Below are 14,469 nucleotides of genomic sequence, written 5' to 3' on the forward strand. Positions count from 1 at the left end.
TCAAATGAACACATATAGTATAAATGAATTAAAGAAATCGGAACTAAATTCTATTCGTATTTTAAAACGTGGTGTATGGTTGTATTTCTTTTTTTTACTATTTGAAGGCGGGTTAAGGAAATGGATTTTACCTGGTTTAGCAACTCCATTGTTAATTGTTAGAGATCCTTTAGCCATTTGGATATTAATTGTAGCTTTGCAACGAGGTTTCTTAAAGAAAAATACTTATGTTGCCATAATTGTTGTGGTTGGGCTTATCGCATTTTTTGCGGCAATGTTCGTGGGGCATCAGAATCTCTATGTGGCTATTTTTGGGTTACGAATACTATTGATTCATTTTCCATTAATGTTCGTTATTGGTAACATATTTTCAAAACAAGATATTATTAAGTTAGGGCGTATTCTAATATATATCAGTTTTCCAATGTTGTTGTTAATTGCTTTTCAATTTTTTAGTCCACAATCTGCTTGGATAAATAGAGGGGTTGGAGGAGATATGGAAGGTGCTGGTTTTAGTGGGGCTATGGGATATTTCAGACCTCCTGGGACCTTTTCTTTTACTAGTGGTAACGCTCAGTTTTGGGCATTTGTTACCCCTTTTATTTTTTATTTTTGGTTAGTTCCTCAGAAAATTAATCGTTCGCTCTTACTTGGGGCGACAGGGGCTTTACTATTGTCAATCCCTTTGTCCATTAGTAGATCCGTATTTTTCGCAGTGATGTTAACTTTTTTGTTTGCTCTACTTATTTTTATCCGACAACCTAAATTTTTGGGGCGTATATTCATTTCAATTGTAGCCATTTTTTTTTTACTTGTGGCCTTAACTCAGTTGCCTGTTTTTAAAACTGGTAGTGAGGTGTTTATAGAAAGATTTACTTCGGCCAATAAAATTGAAGGAGGATTAGAAGGAGTTTTCCTAGATCGATTTTTAGGTGGGATGATTGGGGCTATTACGGAATCTCATGGTATTCCTTTTTTTGGCTATGGTATCGGCATGGGGACAAATGTAGGAAGTAAGCTTTTAACTGGTAAGGCTACTTTTCTTATAGCTGAGGGTGAATGGGGACGTTTGATAGGAGAAATGGGGGTTTTATTGGGATTAGTTGTTATTTTGACACGGGTTCTGTTTGTTTTTAAAGTTACACTATTGGCTTTCAAGAGAATAAAATATGGAGATATACTTCCTTGGCTGTTATTAAGTTTCGGCGCATTAGCTATATTACAGTCACAATGGGCACAACCTACTTCATTGGGTTTTAGTACCCTAATTGGAGGTTTGATCATAGCTTCGTTAAAAAAGAACAAATTTTGATTAAAAAAATAAAATAGGATTATGAAGATCATCATTTTTACACATCCTTTATTCCTTGGGTCGCAAAGTATGCCTCGATATGCTACTATGCTGGAACAGGGAATGTTGGAAAGAGGACATGCTGTAGGCCTTTGGACTGCTTCACCATTTTTTTTTAGGTTGCCTGTTCCTGTTCTTTTTAAAAAGTGGTTGGGCTATATTGATCAGTTCATTGTATTTCCGTTTCAAATTAATCGAAGACTAAAGAATCTACCTCAAAATACACTTTTTGTTTTTTCTGATCAAGCTTTAGGTCCTTGGGTACCATTAGCGGCCAATCGATTGCATGTGATTCATTGTCATGATTTTTTGGCACAACAATCAGCCAAAGGTATTATTCCCGAAAATAGAGTAGGCTGGTCTGGGATTAAATATCAAGAATTCATTAGAAAGGGATATAAGAAAGGAAAAAATTTTATTTCTATTTCTAAACAAACACAGACCGATCTTCATGATTTTATGGGGACAGTCCCTGCTCTTTCTAAAGTAGTTTACAATGGTTTGAATCAAAAATTTGAGCAATCAAATCCAGAATTGATTAGAGCGCAATTGACTAATGATTTGAAAATTAATCTCTCTTTAGGCTATATTTTGCATGTAGGTGGCAATCAATTTTATAAAAATAGAAAAGGGGTAATTGAAATTTATACCGCTTGGCGCAAATCTACTGAAATTAATTTACCATTATTATTGGTTGGTTCACATCCCACAATGGAGTTAGAACAATTAAGAGAGGAATCTCTTTTCGCATCAGACATTCACTTCTTAACTTCGATAAATGACGACTTATTAAAACAAGGATATCAAGGAGCTACAGTATTATTATTCCCTTCTTTAGCGGAAGGTTTTGGTTGGCCTATAGCGGAAGCTATGGCTTCAGGTTGTCCTGTAATCACGACTAATGAAGCTCCAATGACCGAAGTAGGAGGGCAAGCGGCTTATTATATAGATAAAAGACCATTAGATACAAAAGAAGTTGAAGAATGGGCAAAGCGATCTGCATTAATTTTGAACAATGTTATTAGACTAAATAACAAAGAACGACAACAATGTATTGATTTTGGTATTGAAAATTCCAAACGTTTTGAAACTGAAAAAGCATTGGATCAAATAGAATCTATTTATAAAAAAATTACTGAAAATAAATTTTAATGAAAATTCTTCATGTTATTTCTTCTATGCATCCCAATTCTGGAGGGACTTCCCAGGCGATTCGGAATATTATTCCAAGTCTTCAAAAAAATGACGTCGAAAATGAAGTAGTCTGTTTGGACAACTCTGATCTAGATTATGGAGCTACAGATGATTTTAAAATATATAAAATAGGGAGAGGTAAAACGTCTTATCAATATCAGTCCTTATTAGTAAAGTGGTTAGAAAATAATTTACTTACCTACGGTGCTGTAATAGTTCATGGAATTTGGCAATACCCTAATTATGCAGTATATAGAGCCATTAGCCGATTAAAAACACAAAATAAGTTAGTGCCAAAAGTTGTGATTATGCCCCACGGGATGTTAGATCCTTATTTTCAAAAGGCAACGGATCGTAAATGGAAAGCATTACGCAATGAGTTAGTATGGAAAGCGACAGAACAAAAAGCTGTTAATGCGGCGGACGCCTTGTTTTTCACTTGTGAAGAAGAACTGTTATTAGCTCAAACTACTTTTAAAGGTTATGATCCTAAAAAGGAAATTAATGTGGGGTTTGGTATTCCGCATCCACCTATTCGAACTGTTAGAATGCAAACAGTTTTTCATGAAGTACTCCCATCTTTAAAAAATAATTACTGGTTATTTTTGAGTAGGATTCATCCTAAAAAAGGAATAGATTTGTTGATTGAAGCTTATAGTCAACTATGCCTAGAGCATCCAATTTTACCTGAACTTGTTATTGCAGGTCCTACAGATTCTGTGTATGCTCAACAAATGATGACGCTAGCAAAGAATAACCCTAAAATTCATTTTACGGGGATGTTAAATGGGGAAGCAAAATGGGGGGCTTTTTATGGCTGTGATACTTATTTGTTACCGAGTCATCAAGAGAATTTTGGTATTTCGATTGTAGAAGCTATGGCTTGTCGTAAATCAGTACTTATTTCTAAAAACATTAATATTTGGAGAGAAATTGAAGCAGGTAATGGAGGGTGGGTGCTAGATAATCTGACCGTTAAAGCAATTGAAGCGCAGTTGGTTAAAATAGCAAAATTGGATATATTAGAATTAGAACTAAAAGATGCTCAGGCTTATGATACCTTTGAACAAAAATTCAGTATTGAAGTATGCGCAGCCGTTTTTACTAAAGTTATAAAAGAGTTGTAATGCTTATAAGTTCATTAATATAATATAATTTCAACTTTTTTAATAAAAATTAATTTTTATGTTAGGACATAATTTAAATGATAAAGATGCTTATAAGAGACCTGTTTTCTCGACTTCAAGTAAAATAAGACGTTTTTTATGGCAAATTACATGGTTTATTCTCTGTCGTTACTCACCAGCTCCATTACATAAATGGAGATGTTTTATTATTAGCGCTTTTGGAGCTAATTTAGGAAAGAATAATTTTATATATCCTAATTGTAAAATTTGGGCTCCTTGGCTTTTAGAAACAGAAGATGTTGCAACGATTGGCCCAGGGGTTGAGATTTATAATCCAGGAGGAGTGTTCTTAGGCCACCATTCAATTATTTCACAAGATGCCTACATTTGCGGAGCCACACACGACTATAATTCAAAACATTTTACATATTTGAGTAAAAAAATTATCATAGCACCATATTCCTGGATATGTGCAAGAGCTATAGTGTTGCCAGGTGTTATATGTAATGAAGGGAGCGTATTGGCAGCAGCAGCAATAACATCAAAAGACCTTGAATCATGGAGTGTTTATGGAGGTAATCCTGCAAAACGAATAAAAAAGAGAAACAATTTTTTGAATGATATTTAAGCAAAATTGAAAATGGACAATAGAATATTTGACCTATGTATAATAGGTAGTGGTCCCGCTGGTATTATTACAGCTCTTGAATACAGTAAACTTAATCCTGAGAAGACTATATTACTCGTAGAATATGGTAAGTCAGATACAGTAAAAAACCCATTGGATGACAGTATCATAATCTCCAATCTTACGAACCATCATCCAGTATATGAATGTACCAACAAGAAGTTTGGAGGGTCTAGCGAAACTTGGGGAGGACGTTGCGTAATGTATGATGAAGTTGATTTTATTGATCGACCAATAATTAACAATGGTTGCACATGGGATTTAGACTTGTTTGAAGAGGTAAAAAAATATTTATCGCAAACTGCTGCGTATTTCGAATGTGGTGAGGCTAAATTTAATCTAAATCAAATAGATAAATTTGAAAAAACACGTATTGCAGATGATTTTGATTCTGAAAATATATCGGACTCTGTCGTAGAAAGATGGAGTATGCCTACACGTTTTGGTATACGCTATAGAAAAGAAATATTTGCTAATAAAAATATTACCTTAATTGAGGGCTATGAAGCAAGATCTTTTGAAAAACCCATTGCCGATGGAAAAGTATCGCTTCTTGAGCTAGTTGATTGGGATAATAAAGTAAAACAAATAGAAGCTAGGGATTTTGTTATAGCTGCTGGCGCACAAGAAAGCACGAGGCTATTATTACGTAACCTGCAACTATTTAAAAATCTTAATGATGTTCCACATTCACTAGGCAAATATTACCAAGGTCATCTTAGTGGGAAAATTGCTTCGGTGCAGTTTTATGGAAATCCTAAAAAGACTGATTATGCTTTTTTGAGAGATGATGATGGGATTTATTTGAGAAGACGCTTTCAGTTTAAAGCAGATTACCTTATTGAAAATAATCTCTTAAATACAGCAATATGGCTTGATAATCCATTATATTATGATCCAAAACATGGTAGTGGGGCTATGTCGTTTATGTATATGGCAATGATTACACCTTTTTTAGGGAAAAAGTTGGCACCACCAGCAATTGCTGATTCAATAACAAAAGGGAAAGTAGAAAACTTAGATAAGCATTTATTGAACATCATAAAAGGATTTCCTTTTTCAATATCTAAACCCGCTATTATTTTTTTTAAACGGTTTATGTTAAAACGCAAACTACCTGGCGTCTTTCTTTATAGCCCTGAAAATAAATATGCGTTACACTTTCATTCTGAACAAATTCCTTATGAAGGAAATACAATTACACTATCTGAGGATGGAGATAAATTGTTAATAAATTATACACTTACGGATGACGATATAAATTCGGTTATAGCTCTTCATAAAGAGTTAGATCAATCCCTGCAAAAAAGTGGTTGTGGTAAATTAGAATATTGGTTCCCTGAAGCAGATTTATTTAATGAAATAAAAAAAATGTCGCGTGATGGAATTCATCAGTCTGGCACTACCCGAATTGCAAACTCTGCAGAAAAAGGAGTAGTAGACCGCAATCTTAAAATATTTGGTACAGCAAATATATATGTTTGTAGTAGCTCTGTTTTTCCAACTTCAGGACAAGCAAATCCTACTTTTTTTCTTGGGGCATTTGCAGTAAGGCTTGCTCATGAACTAACTTATAAAAAATAATAATGAAACAAATAGAGCTTGTGCCTGGAATAAAATCTTCAGTTTTAGGTTTTGGTTGCGCACCAATAAAAGGTTCAGAGGGTAATAATAAATCTGCTAGAGCATTAAGTGCTGCTATAGATTTTGGCGTAACGCATTTTGACATAGCTCGCTCTTACGGATATGGAGAAGCAGAAGCTTTTGTCGGTAAAATTCTTAGGCCATATAGGAAAGACATTATTATTGCAAGTAAATTTGGTATTAAAGCAAATAATAAAGCTAAATTATTAGCTCCTTTAAAACCTATTATACGTTTTGCAAAGAACCTGAATGGGAAATCGGCTGCTAAACCTTTGACTATACAAAATAACAATGTTGCATCATTAGGAAATAGGTTTCATTCTAGAATTGAAATTAATCCGTTTGAAATGAAAAAAAGTTTAGAAGAAAGTTTAAAAGCGCTAAAAACTGATTATCTAGATTATTTTTTTGTACATGAACCATTATATGAAATACAGGATGTTGCTGCACTTTTTGAGTTAGCTGAAGAGCTTAAAAAAGAGGGGAAAATAAGAGCTTTTGGTATGGCATTTATGCAAAATCAAAAAGAACTACATACTAATTATTTAGAGAGTTTTGATATTCTTCAGTTTAATAATTCCCCAGGAATACTAAACTACGAAGATGTTAAAAAAGACCGTTCTAATAAGGCAAATATTTTTTTTTCACCTATAAATGGAGTTGAGAATACACTTTTACCGGAAGAAAAGTTGTTGAAATTAAATGAGGATTTTCCTGAAAGTGTAATACTTTGTTCTATGTTTAATGAAAAACACCTTGCGTCTAATGTAAAGTTATTCTCTTAATTATAAATAATAATGCTAAATATAATCTTTGTTTAAAATGAAAAAGCATAATGAATGCTCTAATCGAATTGCGGACAGATTTACTAATTAAATTGTTTTGGTTTATTATTAGACGGGATAAAATAAATAGAATACGAAGTTAAGGTATGTATTTTGAAAACAAAAACAGAAGCAAAAGTGATTGAGTCACAGAGAATTTACTTCTATAGTAACTCTAATGAATCAAATTCAACGGATATTTTCTTTATTTCAGGAAATTTTGTGATTAAGTATTTTTTTTTGTGTTCAGCTGAAGCATTTATCATGACAAACATAACCTTAGGAGAAGGGGCAATAATAGTTGAAAGGTCTGCTGTTTTTAAGGATGTAGCAGCTTGGACTATAGTAGGAGGCAATCCAGCAAAATTTATAAAAGATAGAAAAATTGAATAAGATACCCATAACCGCTATAGTTTCGGTAAAAAATGAATCACTTAATTTGCCTAATTGTCTGATAAAATTAGAGCGTTTCGATCAATTAATTATTGTAGATTCAGGAAGTACAGATGATACCGTATCCATTGCAAAAGGGTTTGGTGCGGAAGTTATACAATTTGATTGGGATGGAAAGTTTCCAAAAAAGCGTAATTGGGCACTTCAAAATGTACATATAAAAAATGATTGGGTTTTATTTTTGGATGCCGATGAGTTTGTAACAGAAGCTTTTGTATCCGAAATTGAAGAAAAAACAAAAGATCCTAACTATAATGGTTTTACAATTCATTTTGAAAACTATTTTATGGGGAAAAAACTTCGCTATGGCTATGGTTTCAATAAATCGGCACTATTTAAAAAATCCAAAGGAGCTTATGAAAAAATAGAGGAAGATCTTTGGAGCCATTTAGATATGGAAGTACATGAACACCCAATCATCGAAGGGAATATAGGTGTTATAAAAGAAAAAGTAGTCCACAAAGATTTTAAAACACTCGAGCACTATATTAGTAAGCATAATGCTTATTCTAGTTGGGAAGCGCATCGTTACCTTCAACTGAAAGAAGGTAAAAATATTCAGTTGAGTCGAAATCAAAAAATCAAGTATTTTTTGATGAATACTGGTTTGCTACCCTGGGTCTATTTTTTTGGTGCTTACCTGCTTAAATTCGGTTTTTTAGACGGAAAAGAAGGCTTTTATTTGGCAAAGTATAAGGCTAATTACTTTTTCCAAATTCAAACAAAAATTATAGAATTAAAAAATAAACAATAAACAATGAAAAAAATATTAGTTACAGGTGGTGCAGGATTTGTTGGATCTCATTTGTGTGCCCGTTTATTAGAGGAAGGGAATGATGTAATATGTTTGGATAATTACTTTACAGGCGATAAGAAAAACATATTAAAATTATTGGGTAATCCTCGTTTTGAATTGGTCCGTCATGACATCACGGAACCTTATTATGCTGAAGTAGATGAGATTTATAATTTAGCTTGTCCAGCTTCTCCAGTTCATTACCAATACAATCCGATTAAGACTATAAAGACTTCTGTAATGGGGGCTATTAATACGTTGGGGTTGGCAAAAAGGGTAAAAGCAAAAATTTTACAGGCCAGTACCAGTGAAGTGTATGGTGATCCACAGGTGCATCCGCAACCTGAAAGTTATTGGGGACATGTTAATCCTATTGGGATCCGTTCCTGTTATGATGAAGGCAAGCGTTGTGCCGAAACCTTGTTCATGGACTATCACAATCAAAATAATGTAGCTATAAAAATTATTCGAATTTTTAATACTTACGGGCCTAATATGAATCCCGCTGATGGTCGTGTAGTTTCTAATTTTATCGTTCAAGCATTAAAAGGGGAAGATATCACGATCTTTGGTGACGGTATGCAAACGCGTTCTTTTCAATATGTGGATGATTTAGTGGAAGGTATGATTCGAATGATGAATTCAGATGATGCATTCTTAGGTCCTGTCAATTTGGGGAATCCTAACGAATTTACGATGTTAGAATTGGCAGAAGCTGTTATTGCATTAACAGGTTCTCAATCTAAAATTATACATTTGGCCTTACCACAAGACGATCCCAAACAAAGACAACCGGATATTAGTTTAGCGAAAGAAAAACTAGGAGGGTGGCAACCTAAAGTGGAGCTAAATGAAGGATTGATTAAAACGATAGCCTATTTTGAAAACCTCTTAAAACAAGAAGAGGTAAGTAGATAAACGTTCCCAAAAACAATCAAAAAGTAATGTTTTATTTCTATCAAAATCATAGATTTTGATAGAAATAAAAATAATAAAATTATGATAAAATTAAAAGAGAGAAATCATACAATTGATGCTTTTCGTGTTTTAGCTATTTTTGGAGTTGTTGCTATACATATTAAAAATGATACATCAAATGCAGCACTTATAGGTAATTTTTTCACCCCTTTGTCAGTTCCTTTTTTCTATATTGTTTCTCTTCTTTATTTTATTATTGGACTAAAATCAGTAGGGGATAATGTCGTAAAAAAGACTTTCCACAAAACTTTTTATAGAATAGTTTTGCCTTACCTAATCTGGACTGTGATTTATGTTTTATTACGGGTAATTAAAGCTCAATTAATAGGTGCTGAATCGGGGATAGTTTTTTGGCGAGCTTTTTTTTATGGAGAAAGTGCAGTTCAACTTTATTTTATACCCTATCTACTAAGTATGCAGGCTATCATACTGTCTTTGTACCTATTATTTAAAGGTAATGTTAAAAATAAATTTTATGGAATAACTTTATTAATATCTACAGCGCTATTTTTAAAAATTAGTATAGTTAATAATTGTTTTGGTAATTCCATTGGGTTTGTATTGATAGGGATTCCGTCGTATATTTCGTTTGCTTTTTTAAGTACCTTATTTTTATCAAATAGAATAAATATTAAAACTGTTTGTATTGGGGCAACAATTATAGCAGTTATTGTAGCTTTGATTGAAAATAAAATAGATCTAACTATTTCAGATTATTCAGCATTAAGTCCTTTGTTAGCATTTGGTTTGTTATTAATGGGTATTGGATTATATGATAGTATTCGCTTACCTTTAGTATTAACCTCGGCTACGTATGGCGTTTATCTTGCTCATATTTTGATTTTGGAAGGATTTGAATTTATAATTGATAAAGCACAAATTATTTTAAATTATGGTTTTTTCGAGAAATTACTTTTAACAGTATTCATTTTTGGTATTTCAATAATTCTATTATTATTGATTAGAAAATATTCTTTATTGCGTATTTTTTTATTGGGAGAAAAATAATTTAAGAAAGAATCCTGATTATTTTAGAAAAATAATACTTCCAGTATGATAAATAATTTGAAAAATTGCGTAAATCATTAGTTAAAAAAAGCAATAATCTGTATCGGTTATTTAGGACGATAGAACCCCTTTTTAAATTTGTCAATTGAATTGAATTCACCATGATTAATAAATGTTTGAAAAAAATAAGCCTACGCGTCTTATCGTTTTTTTATTTCTCGATAGTAATATATGTAGTTTTTTTTGCAAGAAGAAGACAGCAACTTGTAGATTTTAGGAATGAAATTAATTTATTTCCTTTTCAGGATAAAATTAATTTCATTCAGACAAGTAGTATCCGAAGTGAAGCTGATAAGTATGTGTTTTATTCTGATTTTTTAGGGAATATTGTTATGTTTATTCCTTTTGTTTTTGCTGTAGAATGGTTAGTGACTAAACAATATTCCAATCGTTTTCATATCTTAACATTGTTTTTATGTAGTTTTTCGATAGAAAGCCTTCAGTTCATTTTTAATATCGGAGTTTTTGATATTGATGATTTATTGCTGAATACAGTAGGTGGTCTTTTAGGCTTATTAGCCTTCAATTTTTTTAATTTTAAACGACTTAAGTCTTAATGAAAGTATCAATTATTACCATCTGTTACAATCGTGTTGCTACTATTGAAGCATCTATTTTAAGCGTGATTAATCAAGATTATCCTAATATAGAGTATATTGTTATAGATGGGAATTCTAAGGATGGTACTCAGGCTATTATCCAAAAATATACGGATGAAATCGCGGTTTATATATCAGAGCCAGATAAAGGCATGTATGATGCAATTAACAAAGGTCTTCAGTTGGCAACAGGGGATGTTATAGGTTTAATGCATTCCGATGATACTTTTTATGATACGAAAGTTGTGTCTAATATTGCCGCTACATTTCAAAAACAATGCGGCATAGATGGTGTTTACGGTGATGGAATCTATGTTACGAATGACGTAGAGGAACGTTTAGTGAGAAATAGAATTGGTGGGGAATACAATTTTAATAATATTTTGAAAGGTTGGTTGCCATTGCACCCTACGGTTTATCTTAGAAAAGCTTGTATTGAAAAATATGGAGTTTATAATTTAGATTTTAAAATAGCTTCAGATACTGAGTTTTTATTACGCTATTTATACAAACATAAAATTAAAATGTATTATCTAAATAGCTATGTCGTTAAAATGAAGATGGGTGGCCTAAGTACAGATTATAAAAGGGCTATTGCTGTTCTGAAAGAAGATTATACGATTTATAAATATCACAATATAAGCGCGCTAAAAGTTGTTTTCCAAAAGAAAGTACAAGCTTTACAGCAATATTTAAAAAAATAAAGTTTCCTTTTTACCAATAAATAAATTAGAATAATAGAACCTGTGGGGGTGAATTATAAAAAATAGTTCGATACATTATAAAAAATAAAATACAACGTCATTGGTTGTGTTGTATTCAAAAAAAGGAACACAAAAAGTGTCGAGAATTGTTTTTCAATATAAATTTCTACAGAAAATTACTTAAGCTGACGATAATTAATTACACCAACTGATTAAATCAACGAAATCATATGTCAATTTTACATAAACTAGTCCCCTTTCATATTTCCCGTTATTTTAAATTAATTTTTCTTATTTGGGATATTCTATTATTGAATGTATCTATTTGTTTTTCTTTTATGTTGCAATATGGTTCATTAGTACAAACAGATTTGAAGGAAGTTCAAACGATTTCATTGTTGTCTAATTTATTTTGGATTGGTATTTTATTAAACAAAGATGCCTATCGAATTATTAGAATTGAGCGAATAGAATCGATACTTTTTCGAATGATCAAACAATTAACGATACATCTAGCTTTAATTGCTATTTTTATTACTGTATTGAAATATCATGATATTTCTCCCATGCGACTTCTGTATTTTTATTTAATTTTCTTCATTTTACTTTTGTTTTCTCGTTTGGGCTTTATGAAAATGTTGAGGTACATCAGGTACAGGGGCTATAATTTTAGGACGGTAGTAATAATTGGGGCTAATGATAAAGGGGAGAATATCCGTAAGGTTTTAGCTAAAGACCTTACTTATGGGTACCGTATATTAGGATTTTTTGATGATGTTGTTGATCCTTTTGCTCTGATTTCTGGACCTCTATTGGGAGGCTTTGATGCGATTGAAAACTATGTTCTTAAGGAAAAAGTAGATGAAATGTATATTGCACTACATATTGAAAATATAGAAATAATCAAAAAAATGACAGCACTATGTGAACGAAATATGATTCGCATTAAATTTATTCCTGATTTTCTACAATACACTCGTGCACGCAAAGTAGAGATTACTTTCTACGAAAATATACCTGTCTTGATGTTACGCAAAGAACCTCTGGAAGCTACAGTCAACCGATTGTTGAAAAAAACTTTCGATATATTCTTTTCTTTGTTTGTTATTGTACTTATTTTTCCATGGCTATTTCCGATTTTATTTATTTTAATAAAATTAGATTCACCAGGTCCCATTTTCTTTAAACAGGAACGATCGGGTAGAGATAATATGGGTTTTTGGTGCGTGAAATTTAGAACTATGAGAGCAGATAAAAATTTTGACACCTCTAAGCAAGCTACTATTGAGGATAGTAGGGTTACCAAAATGGGCAGTTTTATGCGCAAGACTAACCTTGATGAATTACCTCAATTTTTTAATGTTTTGATTGGTAATATGTCAGTTGTGGGACCAAGACCTCATATGTTGAAACATACGGAACAATATTGTGAATTGATTAATAACTATCTAGTACGACACTATGCTAAACCCGGAATAACGGGCTGGGCTCAAGTAAACGGATTAAGAGGTGAAACAAAGGAACTTATTGATATGGAAAACCGAGTAGAATATGATATTTGGTACATTGAGAACTGGAGTTTTTTACTGGATATTAAAATTATTTTCAGTACTTTATATAATGTCTTTAAGGGAGAGAAAAACGCTTATTAATACTATTTATATTTGATGTGTTAATTTGTTTGGTGTTTTTTTGGAACGCTATTATTTTGTAATTATAATTTTTTATTAAGGTACTTTATATTATTTTTAAAACCTTGACTTGACTTTTTTTATTTGACGAATTGTTTTGTACTAAAATAATACCAGTAATGTTCAAAATATCAGTTTGAGTGCAGTCGAGAACTACTATTACATCTCGACAGCGCTACCTATGATGTTTTGGTTTAAATACGTGATTTATATATACTTAAAAAAAACACACCCCTAGCCCCTCTCAAGAGGGGAATTAGAAGTACTAACATTCAAATAACGTCATTTTATATTGCTTTTTTTAGAATAAAAATTACTCCTCAATGTGACAAAAATTAAATTGGACTATATTGAACTGGTTTTTGCTATAAGTCGACCTGTATAAAATTAAAAATCCCCACTGCTTTTATATTAAACCAAAAAGGTTATCATTAATTTTGAAATATTAAGTTCGATATTACATCGTGTTTATTGAATAAGGATTTAAGACTAAAAAGTTTATTGTCTTCGGAAATTTCGAAGTCAATAAACTTTTTTTATTTAAAGGTATAATTAATCCAATGACCAAATTCTAAGGTCATCAAATTCTGAGCTGGAGGATGCTAATGATAAGGCAATATTTTCTTTTTCTTTATGGTCAAAACCTGCTGATTTCAATTCGCCTACAAATTGGTTGTCAATAAATACAGATATTGTTTCTTGTTGTATAACAATCGTGATTTCGTACCAATGATTCAGTTCTAAATTGGTTTTAAACGTTTTAGACTTATCTTTTAATAATTCTTGAATCAGTTTTTTATCAACGCCATCTTTCCTTTTATTGTAAATATCCATGCCAAAAACTCCAGTTATTTGATCTGTTACCCCAATTTTATTTGGCGTAATACTCACTTGACAAATATGTCCCGCATGAGAAAGTTCTTTTGCTTTTGGGTCATTAAAATTGAGTTTAAAACCTTTTGGATTCAACATCTGGAATTTCACTTTTACAATCCCATCATCAAAAGGTGCTGAGTGTAAAATAGAGGTGCTATGATCGGCCTCTTTATACATTTCGATAAAGAGTTTTCCATCCCTCAAGTCCGCTTGTTTGTGTCCGCCAGCTCTAGTTTTGCTATTGGTTCGCCATCCTAATCCTAAATCTTCTATTGTTTCCTCTTTTTCATTTCGATTAAAATTATCTTCAAAAACGAGTTTTGCTTTAGAAATTAATTTGTTCACATCTACCGTTTGAGAATGCATATTTGTAAAGGTTATTAAAAAAAGGAAAAGGATATTTTTCATGAAGTTGGGTTTTATAGTTAAGTGAGTTTGATTTAAACTTTAGATGAGTTTGTTTGTCAATGGTTTAA

14 protein-coding genes are annotated in these 14,469 nt (G+C 31.9%); 13 read left to right on the top strand and 1 reads right to left on the bottom strand.

Annotated features, from left to right (window positions below):
• The first annotated feature begins 4 nt into the window (after window positions 1-4).
• The 13 genes from ABZP37_RS09230 to ABZP37_RS09290 all read left to right on the top strand — a co-directional run bounded on the left by ABZP37_RS09230 (window position 5) and on the right by ABZP37_RS09290 (window position 13,078).
• The gene (locus ABZP37_RS09230) at window positions 5-1,312 is read left to right on the top strand and encodes a hypothetical protein (protein WP_366182403.1); all 1,308 of its coding nucleotides are present in this window, start codon (window positions 5-7) and stop codon (window positions 1,310-1,312) included.
• Between the two features lie 21 nt (window positions 1,313-1,333).
• Entirely contained in the window at window positions 1,334-2,503 is a 1,170-nt protein-coding gene (locus tag ABZP37_RS09235; protein ID WP_366182405.1) for a glycosyltransferase family 1 protein, read from the top strand.
• On the top strand, window positions 2,503-3,672 hold the full coding sequence (locus tag ABZP37_RS09240) for a glycosyltransferase (RefSeq protein WP_366182407.1): 1,170 nt from the start codon (window positions 2,503-2,505) through the stop codon (window positions 3,670-3,672). The genes ABZP37_RS09235 and ABZP37_RS09240 overlap by 1 nt, the downstream gene beginning before the upstream one ends.
• A gap of 58 nt (window positions 3,673-3,730) precedes the next feature.
• Entirely contained in the window at window positions 3,731-4,300 is a 570-nt protein-coding gene (locus tag ABZP37_RS09245; RefSeq protein ID WP_366182408.1) for a putative colanic acid biosynthesis acetyltransferase, read from the top strand.
• Between the two features lie 12 nt (window positions 4,301-4,312).
• Window positions 4,313-5,944, top strand: coding sequence for a GMC family oxidoreductase (locus ABZP37_RS09250; RefSeq protein ID WP_366182410.1), 1,632 nt, complete (start codon window positions 4,313-4,315; stop codon window positions 5,942-5,944).
• A 2-nt stretch (window positions 5,945-5,946) separates the two neighbouring features.
• Window positions 5,947-6,789 carry an aldo/keto reductase gene (locus tag ABZP37_RS09255; RefSeq protein WP_366182412.1) on the top strand — a complete coding sequence of 281 codons (843 nt, stop codon included), beginning with the start codon at window positions 5,947-5,949 and terminating at the stop codon, window positions 6,787-6,789.
• A 153-nt stretch (window positions 6,790-6,942) separates the two neighbouring features.
• A complete protein-coding gene (locus ABZP37_RS09260; RefSeq protein ID WP_366182413.1) occupies window positions 6,943-7,221 on the top strand; it encodes a hypothetical protein in 279 nt (92 codons plus the stop codon).
• Entirely contained in the window at window positions 7,214-8,035 is an 822-nt protein-coding gene (locus ABZP37_RS09265; protein WP_366182415.1) for a glycosyltransferase family 2 protein, read from the top strand. The genes ABZP37_RS09260 and ABZP37_RS09265 overlap by 8 nt, the downstream gene beginning before the upstream one ends.
• Window positions 8,036-8,038: 3 nt before the next feature.
• Entirely contained in the window at window positions 8,039-8,995 is a 957-nt protein-coding gene (locus tag ABZP37_RS09270) for a UDP-glucuronic acid decarboxylase family protein (protein ID WP_366182417.1), read from the top strand.
• 81 nt (window positions 8,996-9,076) lie between these two features.
• Window positions 9,077-10,063, top strand: a complete 987-nt coding sequence (locus ABZP37_RS09275; protein ID WP_366182419.1) for an acyltransferase family protein — start codon at window positions 9,077-9,079, stop codon at window positions 10,061-10,063.
• A 176-nt stretch (window positions 10,064-10,239) separates the two neighbouring features.
• Window positions 10,240-10,680: a VanZ family protein gene (locus ABZP37_RS09280; RefSeq protein ID WP_366182421.1), complete on the top strand. Its 441-nt coding sequence runs from the start codon at window positions 10,240-10,242 to the stop codon at window positions 10,678-10,680.
• Window positions 10,680-11,426 carry a glycosyltransferase family 2 protein gene (locus ABZP37_RS09285; RefSeq protein ID WP_366182423.1) on the top strand — a complete coding sequence of 249 codons (747 nt, stop codon included), beginning with the start codon at window positions 10,680-10,682 and terminating at the stop codon, window positions 11,424-11,426. The genes ABZP37_RS09280 and ABZP37_RS09285 overlap by 1 nt, the downstream gene beginning before the upstream one ends.
• 230 nt (window positions 11,427-11,656) lie before the next feature.
• Entirely contained in the window at window positions 11,657-13,078 is a 1,422-nt protein-coding gene (locus ABZP37_RS09290) for an undecaprenyl-phosphate glucose phosphotransferase (RefSeq protein WP_366182425.1), read from the top strand.
• Window positions 13,079-13,669: 591 nt separating this feature from the next.
• On the opposite strand, the gene ABZP37_RS09295 is transcribed toward ABZP37_RS09290, so the two are convergent.
• On the bottom strand, window positions 13,670-14,401 hold the full coding sequence (locus ABZP37_RS09295; RefSeq protein WP_366182426.1) for a family 16 glycoside hydrolase: 732 nt from the start codon (window positions 14,399-14,401) through the stop codon (window positions 13,670-13,672).
• Window positions 14,402-14,469 lie beyond the last annotated feature (68 nt).

Source organism: Flavobacterium ovatum (genome assembly GCF_040703125.1).
Classification (GTDB): Bacteria; Bacteroidota; Bacteroidia; order Flavobacteriales; family Flavobacteriaceae; genus Flavobacterium; species Flavobacterium ovatum.